The sequence below is a fragment of the Pseudoalteromonas sp. GB56 genome (genome assembly GCF_054923835.1).
The window spans coordinates 1,836,384-1,858,434 of the sequence record NZ_JBPCHK010000001.1; the positions used below are offsets into that span (position 1 = coordinate 1,836,384).

The window sequence follows — 22,051 nt, forward strand, 5'->3', positions numbered from 1 at the left end:
GCTATGGTCGCTTTCGCCCTCAACTCGCTATTAAATCGCGAAGCCCTTGTCGGTATGCATTTCGATTCATGGAGCTTCGCGCTGGTTCGCACTGTCAGTGGTGCACTGATGCTGTTGATTGTCGATAAGATAATTCCAGTGCAGCGGACTCCAGCACACACCACACAAGCTTATAGCTGGTGGGGCGCGATTGCCCTCAGTACCTATATGCTCGGCTTTTCATTAGCGTATGTGCGACTTGATGCAGGGATAGGCGCATTGCTGTTGTTCAGTGCTGTTCAGTTTACCATGATTGCCTACGCACTATTTTCTGCTAACGAGCGCTTTTCTGTCTGGCAATGGCTGATGCTATTGCTAGCCGCAGCCGCTTTTTTAGCACTTGTTCGTCCAACTAATAACGCCGTGGCGTTAGGCGGTGCTGCTTTGATGATTGTTGCCGGTGCAGCATGGGGAGTTTACAGTGTTTTAGGTCGTGGTGTTGAGCCTCGCACTGCAACGCGTATCCATTTTACACGTGCAGCTATTATCATGACGCCAATAGCACTGTTCGCATTTTTAGTGTCAAAACACATTGTGTGGACAGAAAAAGGGCTGCTGCTCGCTGTTACGTCAGGCGCTATTACTTCAGCGCTTGGTTACAGTGTGTGGTATGTCGTTGTTGCTCGTGTGAAAACCAGCCAAGCATCCATTATGCAGCTCAGTGTGCCACCCATTGCGCTTGTGCTAGGTGCCGTGTTGTTGCACGAACGTTTGAGCCCAGAAACGATGTTACTCTGTGCGACGTTACTTGGCGCCATCTTGGCCTTTACACTGTTGCGTTATCGCAACTAGGGCTGCGGGGTGTCAGTCTAAAGGCGGGCAAATATTGGTAATGAACTTGGCGTGTAAGCGCTCGAATCAGTCAATATGCTGTCGAGACCACCGATTTTGGCATCGGTGATAGCATCGGCGATGGCCGCAACACTCTGCCATTTGAGCATGTGCGAGGCGCTTTCAAGGTGGCTCAGGTGCCAAGGCTCGGCAGCAACACCTCCTTGATAGTGGTCATAGGGTCTAAAAAAACCAAACTCAGCCATATTTTCATCAAGCCAGTGTGTGAGCGCAGAAAATGGCCCGTTTACAGCGTATTCTTCTTCAATAAGTTGTAAGTCATACCCCACAGATACAGCGCTTGGGTCCCACACATCCATATCTGAACCAAAATGATGACGGCTCGCCCCAGGTAACGCGGAGAAAAGCATGATAGCTTCAATGCGGGCAATATCACTTAAAGACGATATATCAACCACATTTTGTTCAAGATCATAGACAGGACGCAGCCCAGAGAACTTATTGTTCCAAATCATCGCTTGACGCTCAAAAGAGCGAAATGATGAGGCAATAGTGAGATTTATACCATCAGCGTGCGCGCGTTGTTGCATGCGCAAAAAATCATTTACTGCGCCTTGGTGCAGTAAATGATGGTTCACCGATGCTAAGTGGGCGTCGCTGCGTCCAGTGGCACACAAAGCTAAATTCATGTTAGTAATTGCGTCAAAATCCCTTCGTAAATGGCTGCAAGTTTATCAAGGTCTTCACAACTTACGCATTCATCTACTTGGTGTATGGTTGCATTGCGCGGACCTAGTTCAATCACTTTGGCACCGGTGGGTGCGATAAAGCGACCATCTGAGGTGCCGCCACTAGTTTGTAACTCGGCCTCATAGCCCAGTTCATTGCGAATAGCTGTTTGCACCGCATTAACCAATTCCCCTGGCTCAGTAATGAACGGCTGGCCGTTGTGAATCCATTTTAAATCATAGGTAACATGGTGCTGTGCAAGCAAAGCAACCACGCGATCTTTAATTTGCTCAGCGGTTAACTCAGTGCTGTAACGAAAATTAAATTGTACTTCCAACTCGCCGGGGATGACATTACCGGCGCCAGTACCTGCGTTGATATTGGAGATCTGCATGCTGGTGGCAGGGAAAAACGCATTGCCTTCATCCCATTGCTCTTGGCAAAGCGCCTGCAAGAAACCGCTGGCTTGATGCACTGGGTTGTTTGCAAGGTGCGGATAGGCAACATGACCTTGTTTGCCTTTAACCGTGAGATAAGCTGTGAGTGAGCCTCTGCGGCCGTTCTTAACCACATCGGCAAGTTTGTCAGTGGATGAGGGTTCACCGACAATGCACATGTCTATTTTTTCATCGCGCGCTTCAAGCGTGTCAATGACGCGGGTAGTGCCATTAATAAACGGCCCTTCTTCATCTGAGGTAATGAGAAACGAAATAGACCCTTTGTGATCTGGGTGTTTAGTGACGAAACGCTCGGTTGCAACCACCATAGCAGCCAAAGAGCCTTTCATGTCTGCAGCGCCACGCCCATGCAAGTAGCCTTCATGTTCTGTAGCTGCAAACGGTGGGAAATGCCATTTCGACTCATCCCCTGTGGGGACTACATCGGTGTGCCCAGCAAAGCAAACGTTTGGTTGTGTATTGCCACGTCGAGACCATGTATTGAGCGTGTCGACAAAAAACATGGGTTCGTTTTTAAAGCCTACTTTGGCGAGGCGCTCTGAAATTACATGTTGGCAGCCGGCGTCATCGGGTGTTACTGATGGGCGGCGAATTAGCTCTTTGGCTAGCGTGATGACATCACTCATCAATAGTCCTATGCGCTTAGGGCGTCATAATCAGCTGCTTTATAGCCGATTAACGATTGATCATTACTAAGAAGAATAGGGCGCTTAATAATCGCTGGAGACTCAAGCATAATTGCCAAAGCTGAGTTTTTATCGATGTGTTGCTTTTGTTCATCGCTTAGTTGGCGAAAAGTAGTACCGCGTTTGTTGAGCATCGCTTCCCAGCCGAAAATACTCTCTAGTTTAGTGAGTAACTCAAGGTCTAACCCTTGCTTGCGGTAATCGTGGAAGACGAATTCAAGGTTATTGTTTTCAAGATGCTTTTTAGCTTTTTTGATGGTGTCGCAGTTGCTGATACCGAAAAGAGTAATGGTCATAATAATTAGAATACTTAACTGACGAATAAAAGTGGGTCATTTGCTTCAACTTGCTTGTGGCAGAAGTAGATGCGTTTTGACGCCGATGAATTTGTGACAATGATAGCGACGGTCGGTGTTGAATTAAACTGCCTTAGGTCGAAATACGCAATTTCTTCTCCCTGTTTGACGCGCGTCGCATTGATGTAACTTAGTTTTGCTTTGTTGGTGATGGTGTGTTCTTCAAGATACAAATGTACCATGATATGTAACCCGTTACTGGCTTTAAAACGCCATTGCTTAGCACCTTGGCACACATCCACGAGCTGACCATCACACGGCGCGACGAGACGATGGCCGCGCATTTGTACACACACGCCTGAGCCTAACAAACCGAGTGACATAAGTGCTATAGGTGCAGCGTCTAACGGGGAAACACTGCCACTAACAGGAGAATAGATGGTTTGGCTTTTGGGAAGGTCACTGGCAACACAAAATTCAGCGGGTAAGTTCATGAGCGAACTGTGTATCCTTCTTTTTTTAGTGAGGTCATGGCGTTTTTAGCTTCTTTACGTTTCACCAAGATATAATCTGTATCAAAGGTAGAGATAGCAAATATAGGAATATTTGCTGCCGCGAGTACACCGGAAATATTAGACAAGATCCCCGTTAATGAAAACCCCAATGGCCCGAGTACTTCAAACGCCACCCAGCCAGGCTCTTGCTCAAGACTGTCGAGTTTAATGTCGCTGTTGCAGACGATGGATAATTCTTCAGCGGTTTTACCAACAAAATACACTTCGCTTCTAAAGATTGCCGAAGGGATGTCTGACAAACTATCGAAGCTATGAATGGTGAAATCGTGCGGGAGCAACTGTAGCGTTTGTTTGGCCATTCAAATCCCCTTTGTTCTAAATCTGTTATACCTAAATTCTAGGCACTTATCCACTGTAAGTTGCTCACATTTGCTGTGGATAAGTTTGGGGGTAGCATGGTTAGTTGTTTGTAATGCTATGAAATTTATAAGAAATTAAGCTTTGATTGTTTATTGATCAGCATGAGGCTGATTGTTGCACCTGCAGAAACAAAAAAGGCACGATTTGAGCACGTGCCTTTTGAAAATAGGGATGCGCTACTGAGCGTCAGCCTGAATAGCGGTTAGCGCAATGGTGTAGACGATGTCGTCAACTAAGGCGCCTCGGCTTAAATCATTTACAGGCTTTCTCATACCTTGCAGCATAGGTCCGATACTGACAAGCTCAGCACTGCGCTGTACTGCTTTGTATGTAGTATTGCCTGTATTGAGGTCCGGGAATATGAATACCGTTGCTTGGCCCGCGACTGGGCTGTTCGGTGCCTTCTTACGGGCCACATTCTCCATAATTGCCGCATCATATTGCAGTGGCCCATCAATGATGAGATCTGGGCGCTTTTGTTGTGCTAACTCTGTCGCCTGTCTTACTTTCTCAACGTCTGCGCCTGCGCCAGAGCTACCTGTGCTGTAGCTTATCATTGCAACGCGAGGTTCGATGCCAAAGGCTGCCGCAGAGTCTGCGGATTGAATCGCGATATCGGCAAGTTGCTCAGCGCTTGGATCAGGATTGATGGCACAGTCGCCATAGACCAGCACTTGATCGGGTAATAACATAAAGAATACAGACGATACCAAGGATGAACCTGGCGCAGTTTTAATTAATTGCAATGGCGGACGAATGGTATTAGCAGTCGTATTCACCGCACCAGATACGAGACCATCAACTTCGTTGACGGCGAGCATCATGGTGCCAAGCACCACGTTGTCTTGCAGCATTTCTTCGGCGATAACCTCGGTCAAGCCTTTGCTCTTTCGCAACTCAACCATAGGCGCAACGTATTGATGCCTGATTTTTTCAGGGTCGACTAAACGCATGTGCTCGTTGAGTTCGACACCTTGCTGCTCGGCAATTCGGGTGATCTCACTCGGGTCGCCCAACAGCACCGTATTTGCAATGCCACGCTCGCCGCATATCGCAGCTGCTTTGATAGTGCGAGGCTCCTCACCTTCAGGTAATACAATTGTTTTGTGCGCTTTGCGGGCTTTGTCTGTTAGTAAATAACGAAATGCTGGTGGCGAGAGTTTACGCGTTTTCTGCGACTGTTCAGCAAGCGAGTCTAACCAATCAGAGTCAATAAACGTAGCTTGGTGAGATTTTACTTTGTCGACGCGTTGTTCGTCATCACAGGGCACTTCTAAGTTGAAGTTGTGCAGTAATAAGGACGTGCGCCACGTATCGTGTTCGGTCGCCAGAATAGGCAGGCCTGTTTGCTCCATCGCTTGATGGCATAACTCCATGATACGTGGCTCTGGCTCAATTCCACCGGTAAGCAAAATTGCCCCGATTTTCGTACCGTTCATTGCTGATAAGCAGCCTGCAACCAATACATCAGAACGATCTCCCGGTGTCACTAATAACACCCCAGGAGAAATGTGATTCAATAAGTTTGATACGGTACGCGCACAAAAAGTAACGCGGCGAAGTCGGCGGTGCAGTAAGTCACCTTGGTGGATAACACGAGCACCTAGGTACTTGGCCAAGTCGATGCCTCGCGGTGCGACTAATTCAAAGTCCCAAGGAATGGTGCCGAGTAATTGGAAAGGGTGCTTACGAAACAGTGGCATTGACGCGAGTCTGTTGATTTCGTTTTCAAGCATATCTGGATTGTACTGTTCAACCAAATCAGCGCGGGCTCGACCTTGCTCATCCAACGGCGCATTCACTTTGTTAAAAATACAGCCAAGCACACGAGGGTGAGCAACGCCACCATAGTTACCTGCGGCAATTTCTAACTTGTCTTCTAGTTCTTCTACTGTGTCGTTACTTGGTGTGACTACGAAAATGATGTCTGCGCCAAGGGTTTGCGCTATTTCGCGATTAACACGGCCAGCGTAAGGCTGGTTTCTGGTCGGGACCATGCCTTCGATAATGGCGATTTCTTCGTCCTTAATACCACTTTCGAAGCGCTCAACAATTTCTTCTAATAGTGTGTTACCTCGGCCCGTACCGATCATGTTTTCTGCATAGGATAATGAAAATGGTTCTGGCGGATTAATGCCTGAACCAATTTTAACGATTGCAGTGGATTTTTCTGGGCCAGATTCCCCACGACGAGGCTGAGCAATCGGTTTGAAAAAATTCACTTTTAATGCTTTTTGCTCAAGCGCGCGAACTAAACCTACAGAAACCGACGTTAACCCCACGCCTGTAGACACAGGAATTAACATTATGCGACGTGACATGATTATACCTCCTGCGCCAAACGCGCCGCGTCTTGGCAAATCATCCATTCTTCATTGGTTGGCATGACCAGCGCGGTAATTGGGCTCGAATCTGTTGTAATGATGCCTTCTTTACCAAAGCGTGCATCGGTATTTCTTTGTGGGTCAACTTGCCAGCCTAAGAAACTTAGGTGAGCGAGCACTTTGCCACGAATGATGTCAGAGTTTTCGCCAATGCCACCGGTAAACACGAGCGCGTCTAAACCGCTCAAAGGCACAAGATACGCAGCGATTTGTTTGGCGAGACGGTAGCAGAAAATATCAAGAGCGAGAGTCGCTTGTTCATGGCCTTCAAGGTACGCTTCTTCGATAGTACGACAGTCATTCGATAGCTCACTAATACCAAGCAAGCCACTTTCTTTATTCAGCATGGTACTGACATCTTGTGCGCTGTAACCCAACTGCACTGTGAGGTAATCAAACAAGCCTGGGTCAATATCGCCACTGCGAGTTCCCATCACCACACCTTCGAGTGGTGTCAAGCCCATGCTGGTATCCACACTGGCGCCATTCTTAATGGCACAGACCGAACAACCATTGCCTAAGTGGGCGGTGATAATGCGATGATCGTGCGCATTTAATGCTAATGCCTTCACTGCCTGTGCCGATACAAAGTTGTGGCTGGTGCCGTGAAAGCCGTAACGGCGCACGCCATGTTCTTTGTACAAGGAATACGGAAGGGCGTACAAATATGCTTGCTTTGGCATAGTTTGATGGAATGCGGTATCGAATACCGCCACTTGCGGTAGTGCTGGGAATGCAGCCTGCGCCGCTTCAATGCCCGTTAAATTAGCAGGATTGTGCAATGGTGCTAACTGAGCCGTATGTTTAATTGCGGCTAATACGTCAGAGGTGATCACTTGAGAGCCGGTGAAATGCTCTCCACCATGGACCACGCGGTGACCAACCGCAATGATATTGTCTGCCAAAGCACGTTCGTTGATAAGGGCGACAAGCGTATCAATTGCAACTTTGTGATCGGCGTTGCTAGGTAATGCGTTTTGATGTTTTGAGCCAGCGATTTTATACTTAATGGTGGCATCATCGTTGAGCAAACGCTCAGCTAAGCCACTGAGTAATTCTTCGCCGGTTTCGGCATTCATAACTGCAAATTTAAGGCTGGAGCTGCCGCAATTTAATACAAGGACGTGTTGTACAGACATTTGGTGGACCTGTGGTTGAATATCAAAGTTCGAGACCCCATGTATACCAAGGCTAACGCAGTGTTCATTGCCCATACTTGGTCATGAACGATGTGTAAAAATAGACTAAGGTATAATTGTAAGGGTCTGTATATTTTACCTTAAATTTCGACAGATGGTTAGTTGTAAGGGGCGTAAATGCAAAAAAGTCTTATTTCACAAATGCAGCGAGGCTACAGTTACGCCAAGCTGTGGCCTGCCCGTCGTGAACTTGCACCTTTGTTCGTAGAAAACAGAGTGACCAGTGCAACGCTTTTTGCTGTCAAAGTGATGCCAGCTGTGGCTATTACCAGTCTAGTGATTCAATTGCAGTATTTAGGGTCCGACTATGCGGCACCCGCGTTAGCGTTTGCGTTATTGATTCTGTCGCTCCCCGCGCAAGGTTTATTGTGGCTGGGTAAGCGTGCGTCTTCTGAATTACCGCCGTCAATGGCGACATGGTACAAAGAGCTGTATAGCAAGATGGTAGCGAAGGGGTATCAAGGCGCGCCAGCAAAAGCCAAACCCAGATACCTAGAATTGGCTCACCTTCTAAAAGACATGTTTGAAAAGATGGATAAGGCTTTTCGTCAGGATCTTTTCTGAAACACGCTCATATAGAATTGTGCTTGTACTGTGAAAGCCTTGTTTTGAGATAGCGCTGTGAGCTGCTCTTCATTGAACTTCCATGCAAATGGCGTCATCAGGCTTAAATCTTTCGCTGTTTCGCCAGCTAATATCAGCTCTTTTGTTAATAACTCGTGTGAGACTAGCTCAAAGCCCTCTGGCACCTCAGTTTGTTGGTGTTCTTTGACGTCTTTGTAGATAATTTCTTTGAGTTCTTTGAGATGTAATGGGCCAGGCGAAACTACGACCAGATAGCCATCATCAATCAGCAATCGGCTACTTTCTTGCGCAAACACAGGAGCGAAAACACTCGTTACGACTGAAGCACATTGTGGCGCCAAAGGGATCTGTTTGCTTGATGCTACCGCAAACTCACATTCTGGGTAGCGTTTGGCTGCATAGCGAATGGCCGGTTTAGCGATATCAATACCAAATACTTGGCCAGAATGGGTGAGTTTTTTGGCTAGTTCGCTCGTGTAGTAACCCTCACCGCAGCCCATATCAACGATTTGTGTGGCATCTTGGTGCAATGTTGATACTTTGAGGGCTAATGCGTCTCGTAAAAAGGCATAATGATCAGCACTTAAGAATCTGCGCCGCGCTTGCACCATATCTTGGTTATCACCTGGTTGTTTCGATTTCTTAAATTGCACCGGTAATAAATTGATATAGCCTTCTTTGGCGTAATCGAATTGGTGACCTTGTTGGCAAAACAAGCTGGTGTCTTTGGCTTGTAATGGGCTTTGACATAATGGGCAGCAATAAGCACTCATTGGGCGAGGTATTCCTTATCGTAAAACGTGCGCACCCAGTGGGGGCGATATATAACTAAAATGGTCATGGCCATACCGCTGAGCATCGCTTCAGGGAACCAAATTAGCGCACACAAGATGATGTAATTATCTAACAAAGTAGTCCAGTCATAACTACCAATTGCCCAAAAATAGGTGGCCGTTACCACTATTTTTAAGCAATTAGCTAACGCCGCGCAGAGGAAACTACAAATAAACACGTAGACGAATAGGTGCCTAGGCAAGGTATAGTAAACAATGCTAAATACGGCGTAACTAAAGTAAATAGGGATGAGTGCAGTGGTGAGTATATACACCGCGCTTTGCTCCCAACTGATAATAGAAAAGCTTGCAAGTAAGACTGTCGCGAGCACTGCAGCCAAAGACGCCAATCTCCAACCTAGAATTAGGGTGATGGCGGTCACCCCTAAAATATGTATGTCTAACCCAGCAAAGATACCTGCTTTTATTCGCCAAAGTAACGCTAATACAAGTGCACAAGCGAAGAGCCCAGTTTGACGTGCGGGTCGTGCTACTAATCCAATCAGCGTCGATTTATTGATTGTCAGTGCTAAGATAACTACGAGGACAATATAACTGGGCAACATGGTTTAACCTTTGAATGTGCTCCATACCGGAGCGTGATCCGAGGGTTTTTCAATGCCTCTTAGTTCGTAATCAATGCCGCTGTCTTCAAGTGTTTCAGCGAGTAACTTGGTCGCCAAGATAACATCAATTCTTAGGCCTCTGTTATCATCAAAACCTTTGGAGCGGTAGTCAAACCACGAGAATTGGTCGTCTACATCTGGATACGCTTGCCTAAACGTGTCGACAAATCCCCAATCCAGTAGCTTAGCCAACCATTCACGCTCTTCGGGTTGAAATGAACATTTGCCCGTTTTCAACCAGCGTTTCATGTTCGGCTCACCAATACCAATATCAGCGTCAATAGGTGATATGTTGATATCACCCATAACCACTAACTTGGACTCTGAGTTGTACTCGTTAGTGAGCTCAGTCATCAAGTCTGCGTAAAATTGGCGTTTGTATGGAAATTTAAACTCATGACTGATGTTATCGCCTTGTGGGAAATAGCCGTTAAGTACCGTGATATCTTCGCCTGTGTCATTTTCAATCGTGACGGCAATCATGCGCTTTTGATGTTCTTCGTTGTCTGTTGAGAACCCTTTTTTAACCATTTTTGCAGGCTGCTTGGTGAGCATGGCCACACCGTAATGAGCCTTTTGGCCATGAAAATAAACGTTGTAGCCCATTGCTTCTACATCGGCAACAGGGAACATTTCGTCATGTACTTTTATTTCTTGTAGGCCAATAACATCAGGTTGATGTTTTTCAATTAGCGCTTGTAGTTGGTGCAAGCGAGCACGAATACCATTGATGTTAAAAGAGATGATTTTCATTGTTCTAGTCCCTTTGCAGACTTTCTTGTGCGGATTGGCGCAGTATATCAACCTAACGATAAAGTAAAAGAGAGCAGGATATAAATGCACAGAAATATCTCTCCATGAGGTAGTGATTACGTTGAAAAAATCACCTTAATCGGTGCGTCTTCCTTGGGGCTAAAAAAGGTAAATTATTAAACTATCTGTAAATAGTAATAGTAGTGAGTTTTTGAATTGTTAACCTAAAAATTTATTTTGTAATGCATAGAAAATGCATTTGACAAGGTGGTTTCCGTCTATAAAATGCAGATCGTTTTTTAACCACCCGTTCAATTAGTGGAGTAGTCCCATGTTAAAATTCGCTACTGTTTTATTACCAGTTGTTTTCGCGTCATCTGCAATGGCTGGCACAGCAAACCAATATTTTGCTAAGAATGATTCTATTGAATCTCAATTATGTGTTACTGCAGCGAACAGTGGTTTATTGGCCGCGAAAGTTGAAGGTAAGAAGCACGGAATTAACATCAGCCGAATTTCTTCGAGCTTATATTGTAATGGTCAGGATATCCGTGACATTGCAAAGAAAGTTGAAGTTGTAAAAGTGGTTGAGCAAGCTCCGAAAGTAAACCTCTACGCTAAAAACGCGGCGCATGATACACAGCTATGTATTGATGCTGCTGAAAAAGGCCTAGCTCGTTTAGCGTTTCACGGCAAACGCGTTTCTGACCTTAAATGCAACGGTCAGCCAGTACAAAAATTTGTAGAGCAGTACGGTCAATCAGCGAAGTAATGACGCTAAGCTTGTATTGCTACTAAATATGTTCACATAAACATAGTGTGTGAATAGATATAAAAAAGCCTTCATCTAGAAGGCTTTTTTATTTGTGTCTTTACAATTCAACGCCAAAAGAGAAGATCATCTTATAGTCGTCTTGTTTGGGAACAGTGCCATCTGCGTTCGCGACAGGTGACTCTAAGTAATCCCAGACTAATGAGATATCAAAGTCTATGTCTTTGGTGATATCTATTGAGGCGCCTGCCAGGGCATGTTGAGCATTGCCCCCAGCTTCTTCTTGCGCGAAAGTGAATCGGTAATCGAATGTCAGGTCGATGTCTGATGTGAGCTCATAATCTAAATTAGAAGCAATGTAAAAAGAGACCGATGAATTGGTATCGTCTTCACCCGGTGCGACTGTGTCAAAGTCAGTGCGTTGATAAGCAGGGCCCGCACCTACGTCCCATTCAAGTTTGTCGGTATCAATTACGTAATAACCCAGACCTGCACCGAGTGTGTATTTATTGGCGATGTTTTGAAATGGGTCGCGATAATATTCGAAGAATACTGGGCGAAAATACAATCTTTGCGTATAAAACCAGTCAAAAGTACCGTTAGCACGGATATTATTCTCTGTAACTTCTTCATCATTGGAAGTGCGTGCAGCTAGGGCGTTGATTAACAATCGATTGGTCGCTGTTCGTCTTTTAATATCCACCGTCGCAGAATATTCAGTTTGTTCCGTGTTTCCCCTACTCAGATTGGCACCGAGCCCTACTTTGGCGTACCATGCGCCACCTTCGTCTTTGGCGCTAGGTGCGATAGAAACAATATCATTTGGAATAAAATCGGTTTTATTATCTGAGATGGACACTGTTTCTGGGCCAATCATCAAGTTGCCTTCGCGTACAGTGCCATCGTTAAAGCGAATACTTAACACTTTTTTAGATATCAGCATCTGTACGTCATCTCTGTCGATGAACAAGGTGTCGAGTATATCACTTTCAAACTCGACATTTTTGTCATACATGGCTTTGAACTCGCCTTTCAACCACTCACCTGAAGTCAAGCGTAACCAATCAAACTCGTCGTTGGCTTTGATCAAAACATCACGTTCGTTCTCATACAAAGTGGACGAGGATTGGCTAATAGCGCAGGCACTAAATAGTAGAGATAAAAATAGAGTTAAATACACAGCGGGCATATGAATTTCCTTTGCACATATGTTGAATTTAAAAACAATTTAGGTCATTCATTCTTAAACATAGTCGATGACATGACCGATACCAAGAAACAGCGTACAACAGTCCTTTTGAAGGTCTCGCCGAAGAGTGTCACCAGTTTGGTGTTATATCTGTTGGTACGTTGATTTTACACAACAGCGTCCAGATTTTGTATAGGTTTTAGGTTCATAATTAATACGCATTGCTGCTAAATAGACGTTGATGCGTGCGATACGCATATTCATCGGTCATGCCACTTAGATAATCACATAATACGCGATAAGTGCTATGTCCATTGTGTTCTGCTTCACGCAAGGCAACTGCTGTTGTTTCCGGAAGTAACCTCAGCGGATCACTGGCAAATGCCTCGAACAGCTCAATAATGAGCTTTTGACCATTGAACTCGATTTGTTGCATGTGTGGCGCGCGAATAAGGCGGTTATAGATAAAACCTTTGAGTACATCGAGAAGCTCTTGATACGGAGTAGGTAACACTACTTGATAGCGTAATATATCGCACTCGAATTGCGGGTCTGTCGCCGTCAATTGAGTCTGAGTAATAAAGAGGTTAACAAGCTCGCCGATGATATCTTTTCGGTCTGCTTCGCTTTTGAAGAATAATCGATTCGCCATATCCGCGTGTTGTAACCATGGACACTGCAATTGCACTAACATTGGCTCTGCGTGCGACTGCCAATCATGGATCGTTATTTGTTCAGTAGCGATAGCGTCTTCAAGGTCATGAACGGCATAAGCAATGTCGTCCGCCAATTCCATAATTGACGCGTCAACGGATTTGAATCGTGTTTTTGAACGAAAGCTGTCGTAGCTTTGATAACTTTGGAATAATATTCGGTCAGCATCACTCAAAGGCTCCATGATCCAGTCAACTAGGCTGCGATCATCATCATATAAGCCCTTAGCAGGGCGCCATTCATTAGCTCGAATGTATCTTTGTTGCGCCGGAACAGAAGGTTTTGTGTGCCACAACTCATCAAGCATCGCCGGGTATTTAATAAAGCCAAGTAACGTACGTCGAGTTAAGTTCATGCCGAAGCCATGGGTATAAGGTTCTAACTTGGCGACTATTCGCAGTGTCTGGGCATTGCCTTCAAAGCCACCATGTTCACGCATCATATAGTTCAGCGCGATTTCACCTCCGTGTCCAAAAGGCGGATGGCCAATATCGTGCGCGAGACACAAGGTCTCTAATAATGATTCATCAGGTAGGCAATTTACTTCCGGATGTTGCCTTAGTAAATGGCGCAGTAAGCCACTGCCGATTTGAGAGACCTCAAGAGAATGAGTGAGGCGAGTTCGGTGAAAATCATTGAGACCGATCCCCATAATTTGTGTTTTTGCTTGTAGGCGCCTGAATGCGGCGGCATGAATAATTCTGGAGCGGTCAATTTGCCATGAAGAACGATTGTCATTAGGTCTGAATTTGTCTTCACCAGTACGTCGTTGTTGCCAGATATTACTCATAAACTGCTTACCTTCCACATTGCGCTCCTCTCAGTGTAAACAATAAATAAATCATTGTCTTGTCAGCGAGGATTGAATTAGGAACAAGTCATTTTTCAAAGCGACTTGTTCGCGATATAATACCCCGTTTATTTGACTGCCAAGTGTTCTGGTGGAGGCATTATGATGAAAAAATTAGGACTGTTGTTTGTTGTCGTCCTAAGTGTAGCCGGGTTACTTTACCCCTTTATGTGGGGCCAAGGTGATGTAGAGGAAACACCTGAAATAGCAAAGAAGTTACCGGTTAAAAAGCAGGTTGTTGAGAAGCCTTTGCACAATGTAAATCTTCCACAATTTGCAAAAATTAAAGATGTGAAAGAGAAGAAAAGTCGTTTCTTTGATTTTATTCGCGGACCGGTAGAACGCGCTAATGCGCGGGTAAGGGACCAACGTGCGAGTTTAGAAATTGCGCAGATGATGCTGCAATATCAACAGCCTTTGTCACAAACACAAGAAGACAAAGTGACAGACATTTTTGCAGCATATGGGCTCGAAGACGAGGAGATCAGTGAACTGTCTCTGATGCATGCACTGCGCCGTGTTGATGTTATTCCAAAAGAGCTGGTCATGATGCAAGCAGCAAATGAGTCTGCGTGGGGGACATCTCGTTTTGCTCGCATCGGCCTAAACTTCTTCGGGCAATGGTGCTTTAGCGAAGGGTGTGGTCTTGTACCGAATAGAAGAAATGACGGTGCAAAACATGAGGTGGCAGTGTATCAGTCTGTACAAGAAGCGGTTGATTCGTATTTCTATAACATTAATACCCACAATGCGTATCGCGAATTACGTGATATCCGAGCGTCGTTGCGAGAAGCACAACAACCTTTGAGTGCTAAAGAATTGGCGTATGGTTTGATGTCTTATTCAGAGCGCGGAGAAGCGTATATAGAAGAATTGCATGCAATGATGGATCATAATGAGGCCTATTTTGAAGAGTAAATTTTTTGCATTGATGGCATTGAGCCTTCCGTTAAGCGTAGTTGCTGAACCAGTGGTGATGTCATACGACGGTTTTTATGACCGCATGGAGGTTATCAACGATGGCGAGTACCAATACGCGCGTGTTGGTTTTTATTTAAAAACCTTTGAAGGTGCAAAGGACTGTCCGCTTGAAAGTGGCAAAATCATGACCGAAAAGCAAACGTACCCGTTGACTTATAATGAGCATGGGCAGTTGTTTTTACCCTTTGACAAGGAATTAGATACGCACAAAGCAGTGGTGGTTGCTACGCCTAAATCAGCTGCTGGCTGTCAACTCAGTATGCAAATAGAAGCAAAAATGCCACAGCAGCCAATCACAGCTGCTCAGCTGTATAAAGTGCATCAAGAATTTGAAGAGTTGCTCCCTGATCTTTCAGGTTTCTTTGTTGGCAAGTTGATGTCGTTTTTATTGCCTGATCAAGAAGGTATTCAACTGCATTTTAACACTGCAGTACCGATAGATGTTCCGTCTGACTGGCAGTGTGTTGAGATGCGCTGTAAAGTAAAAATTGACGATAATTGGCCAGTGAACGACAGCAAGCTGGTCGATGGCAATAAGCTGGCTCGCATCACGCCTTGGATAGCCAAATAAAACGATTACAATTATAGAAAAAGGCGCCTATTGGCGCCTTTTTCGATTCAATTAAATTTAGTTCAACTCAATTGCTTGGATGTTGACTACATTGTCGTCATCTTGCGACTCCAGTACAGGCGTGTCGAACTCTGGTTGATTCCATCGCGATATCACCACCGTCGATCACTTCTCCTGTTTGCAAGTCTGCAAAGTTAAAAATCTGTGTGTCTGCAAGGTGTGATGGGACTACGTTCTGCATAGCAGTAAAAATACTTTCGATTCGACCCGGGTGTAGTTTGTGCCATTGTTGTAGCATCGCCTTCACGTTTTGACGTTGAAGGTTTTCCTGAGACCCGCACAGGTTACACGGAATGATAGGAAATTCTTTTTGCATGGCATATGCTTCGATATCAACTTCTTTGCAGTAGGCAAGCGGGCGAATAACCATGTGTTGACCATCATCACTCATTAGCTTGGCAGGCATGCCTTTAAGCTTGCCACCGTGGAACATGTTTAGAAACATGGTTTCAATCATGTCATCGCGATGGTGACCTAGCGCGATTTTCGTTGCGCCCATTTCTTTTGCTGTACGATACAATATGCCTCGGCGTAAACGTGAACACAACGAGCATGTCGTTTTACCCTCAGGAATTTTATCTTTAACGATAGAGTAGGTATCTTCTTCAACAATCTTGTATTCGATGCCCAGCGTATCTAAATACTGAGGAAGAATATGCTCAGGGAATCCTGGCTGCTTTTGGTCCAAGTTAACAGCAAATAGCTCAAAATTCACAGGCGCAGAACGTTGAAGGTTTTGCAAAATATCGAGCATGGTATAGCTGTCTTTGCCACCCGATAAGCACACCATGATACGGTCGCCTTCTTCAATCATGCTAAAATCGGCAATGGCTTGACCCGTGCTACGGCGTAAACGCTTTTGCAGTTTATTGAAGTTGTATTGCGCTTTGGCTTGGACTGAATGCGACACCTGTGCACCTATGTTGCGGCTAAATTAAAGGCGCGTATTATAGGCGTACATGCTAATAGCATCAAGAAAAAGGCAGCGAAGGCTGCCTTGGTTCTGTTTATCTACAATTGATACGTTAGTTATCGAGAGGGCTCTTATAGCCATCTGGCTTGAGCGCCAACACATCACAATCCAAACGGTCTATAACATGCTCAGCGGTATTACCCATCAATGCCGCGCTTAGGCCTGTACGTCCAACTGTGCCAATGACGACCAGTTCACTATCAAGTTTTTTTGCGATTCGGGGTAGTACGTCTTCCGGCAGGCCTTCTTCTACGTGGAGGTGGTCATGATCTATGCCAAATTGTTCACTTAACTGGTGTGTGGAAGTAATGTGGTGATCTCGCACCGTCTCATTGTACTGAGTGGGGTTGAACTCGGGTATCTCAATCGCAATGTTCACGGGCGTTGCAGGGTAGGCATTCACTAAATGTAAGTCGCCATGTGCCATATTCGCAATAAACTTAGCATCTTTGATAATGCGTTGGCTGAGTGCTTGATGTTGTTCATCATCACTGGAGGCATTCACTGCCGCGATGATTGCGCCACCTTCTAACCATTTATGGTCTTTGACTAATAATAGTGGTGTAGGGCATTTGCGAATAAGGTGCCAATCTGTAGGGGTAAAGATGACAGACTTCAACGTATCATGTTGATGAGTACCTTTAATGACTATGTCATATTTATCGGTGAGCACTTCGCGAATAATTGCTTCAAATGGACGGTTGTGCCACACCACCTTAGTGTCAAATTCGATGTTATCTGAACTCTTCGCCAAGGAGGTTAACCATTTTTCTTTATCGGCCAAGACCGCATTACGCATTGCTTCACGCTCGTCGGCACTGAGCATGGTCGTCATTTCATATGAAAAGTCATAAATGGATAGAAACGCGGTAATTTTCGCGCCCGTCGCTTTTGCTATTTCAATAGCGCGAGAGAGACTTTGCTGTTCCTCTGCGGATGGGTCAATAACAGCGAGTATTCGTTTAATTTTATCCATGATGCGCCTCCATGATACCTTTAGTGAGAGTATAGATTACACATTTGAGTGTAACCTATATCTTTGATACTTAAAGGCGCATTTAATTAAAGTTTGAGTGAGATCAAGAGGTTGGCAAAGACATCGCCGCTGCTTGAGCAAGCTCTTCGTGGTTATTAATCGTGATGAATTTACCATCAACACTAATAAACCCAGCTTTTTGGAAGCGGCTCAATAGACGGCTGATGGTTTCAACAGTCAAACCTAAGTAATTACCTATCTCTCCACGCGTCATGGTAAGACGGAACTCACGTGATGAGAAGCCACGCTCACTGAAGCGACGAGAAAGTGAGAATAAGAATGAAGCCAATCGCTGCTCGGCCGTTTTTTTATTCAATAACAGTAACATTTCTTGATCGTAGTTAATCTCGTTACTCATTAATCGCATGATTTGTTGGCGCAATTTAGGTAGGCGACCAGCAAGTTCATCAAGTGTTTCGAATGGAATTTCACACACCATCGACGTTTCCATCGCTTGCGCAAAGCTCTGATGTTGAAAATTGTGAATACCGTCAAAGCCAACCAAATCGCCTGCAAGATGAAAGCCCGTGATCTGTTCTTCACCTTGTTCAGATAAAGTGAAGGACTTAAATGAACCACTGCGAACTGCGAAAATTGATTTCAGTTTGTTACCTGATTCGAATAGGTAATCACCTTTATGCAGAGGCTTTTTTCGTTCAATGATTTCATCAAGGCGGTCCATTTCATCGCCATTTAAGCTGTAAGGCAGGCACAACTGAGAGATAGAGCAGTTGGTACAGCTGATAGTGCAATTTGATTTGCCTGCAAATTTACCAGAAAGTTTTGTTTTTACGTCCATCGTACATTCCAAGGTAAGCAATGAATGGGGTTAAATCTACGTGTTTAGGGATACAGTTGCAATAACTAAACTATACAGACCATACCAAAGTAATAGATTGCCGAGCACAAGCCTGACCCATGGATAGTTCATCGTACGTTTAACTGCATTGACACCCAGTCCTAAAGCGAGCAATGCCGGCATCGTTCCCACAGCGAATAATGCCATAAATAGGGCACCTTGAGCAGCACTTTGGCTTAATATAGACCACGTTAATGCACTGTATACAAGCCCACATGGTAACCAACCCCATAAAGCGCCGTATAGCAGAGCTTTGGGGTAGGAGTTGACTGGCATTACGTGCTTATTTAGTTTTACTAAGTGTCGCCAGATAGCCCAGTTTCCGAGCTTCTCTACTTTAGCTAGGGTATTGAAAACCCGCATGACGTATAGTCCTACCAGCACCATAAACACTGCGCTGACAACACTTAAAATTTGGCTGATCATTGTACTTTGCTTGGCGAAAACGGCACTGAGACCGCCCACCAACGCGCCCGCAGCGACATAACTGCTTAGACGACCAATATTATATGCAAAGGCACCACCAATAGGAGAGAGCTCTTTACTGGCGAGTTGGAAACTACCAGCAATACCTCCACACATGGCAACGCAATGCCCACTACCAGCTAGACCCATTAACAAGGCAGCGACAAAATTAATCTCGTTCATTGCTCTTGTCATGTTCCTCTTTGTCATCTTCAAAGAGAATGCTGTGTCCTTGCTTTTCTAAATCAGAAAACTGCTCGCTACGTACTGCCCAAAAAAAGATGCCAATGGCTATCAGCACAAACAAAATAGCAATTGGGATCAGAACAAAGATGATACTCATATGCGTAACAACCTTAATGAATTCGTAATAACGATGATAGAACTGGCAGACATACCAATTACCGCCATCCAAGGTGCGACCCAACCCATTGCTGCCAATGGTAAAATTGCACCGTTATAGCATAAGGATAACGCTAAGTTTTGGCGAATGATACGACGAGTTTGTTTGGCTACGATGATCAACTGCGATACGGAGCGTAAATCGCTGTTAAGGAGGACCACATCGGCTGTGTTCTTTGAAATATCAGCGCCACTGTCCATGGCGATTGACAAGTGTGCAGCGTTAAATACTGGGCTGTCATTAACACCATCACCGACCATGGCACACACTTCACCTTGGTCATGCCACTGTTGCATCAAGTGGAGTTTGTCCTGAGGAAGCAGCGCGGTGTGACACGCATCAAGTGAGAGTTCTCCAGCAAGCTTTTCACCAGCCTGAGACGGATCGCCCGTTAACATGATGCGTTTTAGACCTTGAGAGTGTAACGATGTTTGGAGTTCTTGGGCATGGTCGCGAACTTGGTCTTGCAAATAGAACGCACAGACAGGCTTTTCATCGATAAATAAAACAGCTTGGGCATTGAGGTTCAAATCATTGGCAAACCAATTTGCTTTGCCAATGTGTACAGTGTGATTTTGCCACGTACCAATAACGCCAAACCCTGTGATCACTTCGACATTCTCAGGCAATGGATGAATTTGCGTGATATTCGAAAATGCTTTGGCGATAGGGTGTTCCGAGTAGCGCTCTAGACTTGCAGCAAGGCTGGTCATTTGCTCGATGTCAAAGTCATCATTGAGCAGTTCTTTGTTACTGATAGCGAAGCGACCGAGTGTCAAGGTCCCAGTTTTATCAAAACCAACGGTGGTGAGTTTGGTTGCTGTCTCCAGTACGTGTGCTTCTTTGATCAGTACGCCGCGTTTAGTGAGATTCGCAACAGCACATGTAAGCGCGGTAGGGATCGCCAAACTCAGCGCACAAGGACAGGTAGCCACAAGCACAGCTATGGTGATCCAGAATGCATGCTCTGGGTCAATTTGATACCAGGACAGGGCGGTAATAGATGCAAAAACTAATAAGCAGGCAACGAACCACTGCGCGACTTTGTCGGTGATTTGTGCGATGCGTGGGCGTTTACTCAACGCGTTATGTTGTAGGCGAATAATTTGATTTACTAAGGTATTCTGGCCAACTTTGTTAACACGTATAGTGAGTACGCCATCATGGTTGACTGTGCCGGCATGAACTTGTGAGCCAACGACTTTGCCAACTGGGTGGTGTTCACCCGTCATCATTGATTCATCAACGCTTGAGCGACCCTCAATCACTTCACCGTCTGCTGCGATTGTTTCTCCCGCTTTGATCCGCACCACATCGTCAAGTTTTAGTAATTTAGCGCTGATCAGCTGCTCTTCGCCATCGTTCACCACGCGAGCAGTGAGTGGCAGCAGTTGTTGTAAGTTTGCAGTAAATTCACTCGCTTTTAGGCGGGCTCTGAATTCCAAATACTTACCGAGTAATAACAAAAAGGTAAACATACAAATGGATTCAAAATATACCTCGCCGGTACCTGTCAGCGTGGCATAACAACTTGCAAAGTAGGCGCCGAAAATAGCCAAAGACACGGGCACATCCATGTTTAACTGCTTGGCTTTTAGCCCTGTTATGGCGTTACTTAGAAAGGGCAGTGCTGAGTAGAAAATCACAGGTGTTGCGAGGGTGAGACTGATCCATCTGAAGTATTCCTCAAATCCCTCTTCCATCCCCGAAAACATGCCAAAGTACATGGCAAATGCAAACATCATGACCTGCATAGTCATCAAGCCGGCAACACCCAAACGACGGATGAAACTTTTTGCTTGGACTTGCTTTTGCGCTGCTTCGTTGTCCGCTTGGAATGGATAGCTCTTGTAGCCTATTTCTGCCAAACTTTGAATAAGTGCACTGAGTTTAACCTGTGCGTCATCCCAGACAATCATGGCGCGATGCGTGGAAGTATTTACATCAACACGTTTAACGCCTGCATGAGCGAGGAGCTGCTTTTCAATGAGCCAAGCACACGCAGCGCAACTGATCCCTTCAACGCTCAGCAACACTTCTTTGTCTTCGCCATGGTGGGAGATAAATTCTTGCTGGATCGTCTCGTTGTCGTAACTTTTGATTAATGCGAGTTGTTCAGGAACGAGTTGCTGTACCTTGCCAGCGGATTCGGTGCGATATTTGTAGTAGTCGCTCATGCCTTGAGCAATGATAGTTTCAGCGACCGCTTGGCAGCCGATGCAGCATACGGGTTGCGCGTTGTTGTTAAATTCTACAATTTCATTGAAGCCAGTAGGGACTGGCTCCAAACAATGAAAGCACTGCTTATTGCTCATTTATTTATACTCAGGACTCACTTTTACCAGACTAGAAAGCGGAAGCTGAATGTTTTCTTTTAACTTCCATGTGTCATCAAACGGAGTAATGAATACGGTATATGCTCCCACAGGCACAGGCTGATCAAGCAGGGTAGTGAACTGTCCGCGGGCATTTTTAGTTAAGCGAAATGCGATGTCTTTGTCGCTGATGGTACGGTGATATAAGCCAATGTTTAGGGCTGCAACTGCAGACGCATCGCCTTTAGTGAATGTAAACGTAATTCGCTCGTCGGAAATATCTAAGTCGCCGTGTAGATACAGCGCTTTCGCTTTATCGAATTTGGTCAGTTCGAGATTGATGGCTTTACCTTTTTTGTAATAGTCGTCGACGACCATGTCTGGGCCATTGCCCACGGCTAAGGTGATTAAACCGACACAGGCAATGATAGTTGCCAAAGGAAAGAAGAGAAGAAACCAGGGCCAAAACTGCTTATACCAGGGAGTTGCGTTCATAATACCAATTAAATTGCCGTAGTGTGGGCGACATTTTACGGCATTGAGGAACA

Annotated in this window: 24 protein-coding genes; 5 read left to right on the forward strand and 19 right to left on the reverse strand. The window is 45.3% G+C overall.

Annotated elements, in window-relative coordinates:
* Positions 1–3 precede the first annotated feature (3 nt).
* Positions 4–831, forward strand: coding sequence for a DMT family transporter (locus ACH19P_RS08720; protein ID WP_462158199.1), 828 nt, complete (start codon positions 4–6; stop codon positions 829–831).
* A 17-nt stretch (positions 832–848) separates the two neighbouring features.
* Here ACH19P_RS08720 and ACH19P_RS08725 read toward each other — a convergent pair whose 3' ends face one another.
* From ACH19P_RS08725 to ACH19P_RS08755, 7 genes are all read right to left on the reverse strand, one after another.
* A complete protein-coding gene (locus ACH19P_RS08725; protein WP_462158200.1) occupies positions 849–1,520 on the reverse strand; it encodes a M15 family metallopeptidase in 672 nt (223 codons plus the stop codon).
* Positions 1,517–2,647, reverse strand: coding sequence for a succinyl-diaminopimelate desuccinylase (gene dapE, locus ACH19P_RS08730; protein ID WP_462158201.1), 1,131 nt, complete (start codon positions 2,645–2,647; stop codon positions 1,517–1,519). Before dapE ends, ACH19P_RS08725 begins: the two co-directional genes overlap by 4 nt.
* Positions 2,648–2,652: 5 nt before the next feature.
* Positions 2,653–3,000, reverse strand: a complete 348-nt coding sequence (locus ACH19P_RS08735; RefSeq protein ID WP_462158202.1) for an ArsC family reductase — start codon at positions 2,998–3,000, stop codon at positions 2,653–2,655.
* Between the two features lie 14 nt (positions 3,001–3,014).
* Positions 3,015–3,494: a PTS glucose transporter subunit IIA gene (locus ACH19P_RS08740; protein ID WP_462158203.1), complete on the reverse strand. Its 480-nt coding sequence runs from the start codon at positions 3,492–3,494 to the stop codon at positions 3,015–3,017.
* The gene (locus tag ACH19P_RS08745; protein ID WP_462158204.1) at positions 3,491–3,874 is read right to left on the reverse strand and encodes an ACT domain-containing protein; all 384 of its coding nucleotides are present in this window, start codon (positions 3,872–3,874) and stop codon (positions 3,491–3,493) included. Before ACH19P_RS08745 ends, ACH19P_RS08740 begins: the two co-directional genes overlap by 4 nt.
* A gap of 237 nt (positions 3,875–4,111) precedes the next feature.
* Positions 4,112–6,256: a phosphate acetyltransferase gene (pta, locus tag ACH19P_RS08750; RefSeq protein ID WP_462158205.1), complete on the reverse strand. Its 2,145-nt coding sequence runs from the start codon at positions 6,254–6,256 to the stop codon at positions 4,112–4,114.
* A gap of 2 nt (positions 6,257–6,258) precedes the next feature.
* A complete protein-coding gene (locus tag ACH19P_RS08755; RefSeq protein WP_462158206.1) occupies positions 6,259–7,458 on the reverse strand; it encodes an acetate kinase in 1,200 nt (399 codons plus the stop codon).
* Positions 7,459–7,635: 177 nt separating this feature from the next.
* On the opposite strand from ACH19P_RS08755, the gene yfbV reads away from it, so the two are divergent.
* Complete coding sequence (gene yfbV / locus ACH19P_RS08760) at positions 7,636–8,082, forward strand: terminus macrodomain insulation protein YfbV (RefSeq protein WP_462158207.1); 447 nt, start codon at positions 7,636–7,638, stop codon at positions 8,080–8,082.
* On the opposite strand, the gene rlmA is transcribed toward yfbV, so the two are convergent.
* The 3 genes from rlmA to xthA are packed head-to-tail and all read right to left on the reverse strand — an operon-like array spanning position 8,067 to position 10,315.
* Positions 8,067–8,876 carry a 23S rRNA (guanine(745)-N(1))-methyltransferase gene (rlmA, locus tag ACH19P_RS08765; RefSeq protein WP_462158208.1) on the reverse strand — a complete coding sequence of 270 codons (810 nt, stop codon included), beginning with the start codon at positions 8,874–8,876 and terminating at the stop codon, positions 8,067–8,069. The genes yfbV and rlmA overlap by 16 nt on opposite strands.
* Positions 8,873–9,502, reverse strand: coding sequence for an energy-coupling factor ABC transporter permease (locus ACH19P_RS08770; protein WP_462158209.1), 630 nt, complete (start codon positions 9,500–9,502; stop codon positions 8,873–8,875). The genes rlmA and ACH19P_RS08770 overlap by 4 nt, the downstream gene beginning before the upstream one ends.
* 3 nt (positions 9,503–9,505) lie before the next feature.
* Positions 9,506–10,315: an exodeoxyribonuclease III gene (gene xthA, locus ACH19P_RS08775; RefSeq protein WP_462158211.1), complete on the reverse strand. Its 810-nt coding sequence runs from the start codon at positions 10,313–10,315 to the stop codon at positions 9,506–9,508.
* Between the two features lie 331 nt (positions 10,316–10,646).
* Here xthA and ACH19P_RS08780 point away from each other — a divergent pair, with 331 nt between their 5' ends.
* A complete protein-coding gene (locus ACH19P_RS08780; protein ID WP_462158212.1) occupies positions 10,647–11,087 on the forward strand; it encodes an exonuclease III in 441 nt (146 codons plus the stop codon).
* 100 nt (positions 11,088–11,187) lie between these two features.
* Here the strand turns inward: ACH19P_RS08780 and ACH19P_RS08785 are convergent, their stop codons facing one another.
* Both ACH19P_RS08785 and ACH19P_RS08790 read right to left on the reverse strand, forming a co-directional pair.
* On the reverse strand, positions 11,188–12,276 hold the full coding sequence (locus ACH19P_RS08785) for a DUF481 domain-containing protein (RefSeq protein WP_462158213.1): 1,089 nt from the start codon (positions 12,274–12,276) through the stop codon (positions 11,188–11,190).
* A 211-nt stretch (positions 12,277–12,487) separates the two neighbouring features.
* Entirely contained in the window at positions 12,488–13,780 is a 1,293-nt protein-coding gene (locus ACH19P_RS08790) for an anti-phage deoxyguanosine triphosphatase (RefSeq protein WP_462159331.1), read from the reverse strand.
* A gap of 162 nt (positions 13,781–13,942) precedes the next feature.
* On the opposite strand from ACH19P_RS08790, the gene ACH19P_RS08795 reads away from it, so the two are divergent.
* Together ACH19P_RS08795 and ACH19P_RS08800 are read left to right on the forward strand one after the other, a co-directional pair.
* A complete protein-coding gene (locus ACH19P_RS08795; RefSeq protein WP_462158214.1) occupies positions 13,943–14,758 on the forward strand; it encodes a glucosaminidase domain-containing protein in 816 nt (271 codons plus the stop codon).
* Complete coding sequence (locus ACH19P_RS08800; protein ID WP_462158215.1) at positions 14,748–15,392, forward strand: DUF2987 domain-containing protein; 645 nt, start codon at positions 14,748–14,750, stop codon at positions 15,390–15,392. Before ACH19P_RS08795 ends, ACH19P_RS08800 begins: the two co-directional genes overlap by 11 nt.
* Before the next feature lie 97 nt (positions 15,393–15,489).
* On the opposite strand, the gene ttcA is transcribed toward ACH19P_RS08800, so the two are convergent.
* The 7 genes from ttcA to ACH19P_RS08835 all read right to left on the reverse strand — a co-directional run bounded on the left by ttcA (position 15,490) and on the right by ACH19P_RS08835 (position 21,998).
* On the reverse strand, positions 15,490–16,362 hold the full coding sequence (gene ttcA / locus ACH19P_RS08805) for a tRNA 2-thiocytidine(32) synthetase TtcA (RefSeq protein ID WP_462158216.1): 873 nt from the start codon (positions 16,360–16,362) through the stop codon (positions 15,490–15,492).
* A 115-nt stretch (positions 16,363–16,477) separates the two neighbouring features.
* Entirely contained in the window at positions 16,478–17,401 is a 924-nt protein-coding gene (uspE, locus tag ACH19P_RS08810) for a universal stress protein UspE (RefSeq protein WP_462158217.1), read from the reverse strand.
* 103 nt (positions 17,402–17,504) lie between these two features.
* A complete protein-coding gene (locus ACH19P_RS08815) occupies positions 17,505–18,260 on the reverse strand; it encodes an FNR family transcription factor (RefSeq protein ID WP_462158218.1) in 756 nt (251 codons plus the stop codon).
* Between the two features lie 36 nt (positions 18,261–18,296).
* Positions 18,297–18,968, reverse strand: a complete 672-nt coding sequence (locus ACH19P_RS08820; protein WP_462159332.1) for a sulfite exporter TauE/SafE family protein — start codon at positions 18,966–18,968, stop codon at positions 18,297–18,299.
* Positions 18,955–19,128, reverse strand: a complete 174-nt coding sequence (gene ccoS, locus ACH19P_RS08825; protein ID WP_347391873.1) for a cbb3-type cytochrome oxidase assembly protein CcoS — start codon at positions 19,126–19,128, stop codon at positions 18,955–18,957. The genes ACH19P_RS08820 and ccoS overlap by 14 nt, the downstream gene beginning before the upstream one ends.
* The gene (locus ACH19P_RS08830; protein WP_462158220.1) at positions 19,125–21,503 is read right to left on the reverse strand and encodes a heavy metal translocating P-type ATPase; all 2,379 of its coding nucleotides are present in this window, start codon (positions 21,501–21,503) and stop codon (positions 19,125–19,127) included. Before ACH19P_RS08830 ends, ccoS begins: the two co-directional genes overlap by 4 nt.
* A complete protein-coding gene (locus ACH19P_RS08835) occupies positions 21,504–21,998 on the reverse strand; it encodes a FixH family protein (RefSeq protein ID WP_462158221.1) in 495 nt (164 codons plus the stop codon).
* Between the last annotated feature and the right edge of the window lie 53 nt (positions 21,999–22,051).

What these genes read in the sequence shown, in the direction of transcription:
- ACH19P_RS08720 (WP_462158199.1), top strand. Translation starts at nt 4, where the DNA reads ATGGTCGCTTTCGCCCTCAACTCGCTATTAAATCGCGAAGCCCTTGTC.
- ACH19P_RS08725 (WP_462158200.1), bottom strand. Translation starts at nt 1,520, where the DNA reads ATGAATTTAGCTTTGTGTGCCACTGGACGCAGCGACGCCCACTTAGCA.
- ACH19P_RS08735 (WP_462158202.1), bottom strand. Translation starts at nt 3,000, where the DNA reads ATGACCATTACTCTTTTCGGTATCAGCAACTGCGACACCATCAAAAAA.
- ACH19P_RS08740 (WP_462158203.1), bottom strand. Translation starts at nt 3,494, where the DNA reads ATGAACTTACCCGCTGAATTTTGTGTTGCCAGTGACCTTCCCAAAAGC.
- ACH19P_RS08745 (WP_462158204.1), bottom strand. Translation starts at nt 3,874, where the DNA reads ATGGCCAAACAAACGCTACAGTTGCTCCCGCACGATTTCACCATTCAT.
- pta (WP_462158205.1), bottom strand. Translation starts at nt 6,256, where the DNA reads ATGTCACGTCGCATAATGTTAATTCCTGTGTCTACAGGCGTGGGGTTA.
- ACH19P_RS08755 (WP_462158206.1), bottom strand. Translation starts at nt 7,458, where the DNA reads ATGTCTGTACAACACGTCCTTGTATTAAATTGCGGCAGCTCCAGCCTT.
- yfbV (WP_462158207.1), top strand. Translation starts at nt 7,636, where the DNA reads ATGCAAAAAAGTCTTATTTCACAAATGCAGCGAGGCTACAGTTACGCC.
- rlmA (WP_462158208.1), bottom strand. Translation starts at nt 8,876, where the DNA reads ATGAGTGCTTATTGCTGCCCATTATGTCAAAGCCCATTACAAGCCAAA.
- ACH19P_RS08770 (WP_462158209.1), bottom strand. Translation starts at nt 9,502, where the DNA reads ATGTTGCCCAGTTATATTGTCCTCGTAGTTATCTTAGCACTGACAATC.
- xthA (WP_462158211.1), bottom strand. Translation starts at nt 10,315, where the DNA reads ATGAAAATCATCTCTTTTAACATCAATGGTATTCGTGCTCGCTTGCAC.
- ACH19P_RS08780 (WP_462158212.1), top strand. Translation starts at nt 10,647, where the DNA reads ATGTTAAAATTCGCTACTGTTTTATTACCAGTTGTTTTCGCGTCATCT.
- ACH19P_RS08785 (WP_462158213.1), bottom strand. Translation starts at nt 12,276, where the DNA reads ATGCCCGCTGTGTATTTAACTCTATTTTTATCTCTACTATTTAGTGCC.
- ACH19P_RS08790 (WP_462159331.1), bottom strand. Translation starts at nt 13,780, where the DNA reads ATGAGTAATATCTGGCAACAACGACGTACTGGTGAAGACAAATTCAGA.
- ACH19P_RS08795 (WP_462158214.1), top strand. Translation starts at nt 13,943, where the DNA reads ATGATGAAAAAATTAGGACTGTTGTTTGTTGTCGTCCTAAGTGTAGCC.
- uspE (WP_462158217.1), bottom strand. Translation starts at nt 17,401, where the DNA reads ATGGATAAAATTAAACGAATACTCGCTGTTATTGACCCATCCGCAGAG.
- ACH19P_RS08815 (WP_462158218.1), bottom strand. Translation starts at nt 18,260, where the DNA reads ATGGACGTAAAAACAAAACTTTCTGGTAAATTTGCAGGCAAATCAAAT.
- ACH19P_RS08820 (WP_462159332.1), bottom strand. Translation starts at nt 18,968, where the DNA reads ATGAACGAGATTAATTTTGTCGCTGCCTTGTTAATGGGTCTAGCTGGT.
- ccoS (WP_347391873.1), bottom strand. Translation starts at nt 19,128, where the DNA reads ATGAGTATCATCTTTGTTCTGATCCCAATTGCTATTTTGTTTGTGCTG.
- ACH19P_RS08830 (WP_462158220.1), bottom strand. Translation starts at nt 21,503, where the DNA reads ATGAGCAATAAGCAGTGCTTTCATTGTTTGGAGCCAGTCCCTACTGGC.
- ACH19P_RS08835 (WP_462158221.1), bottom strand. Translation starts at nt 21,998, where the DNA reads ATGAACGCAACTCCCTGGTATAAGCAGTTTTGGCCCTGGTTTCTTCTC.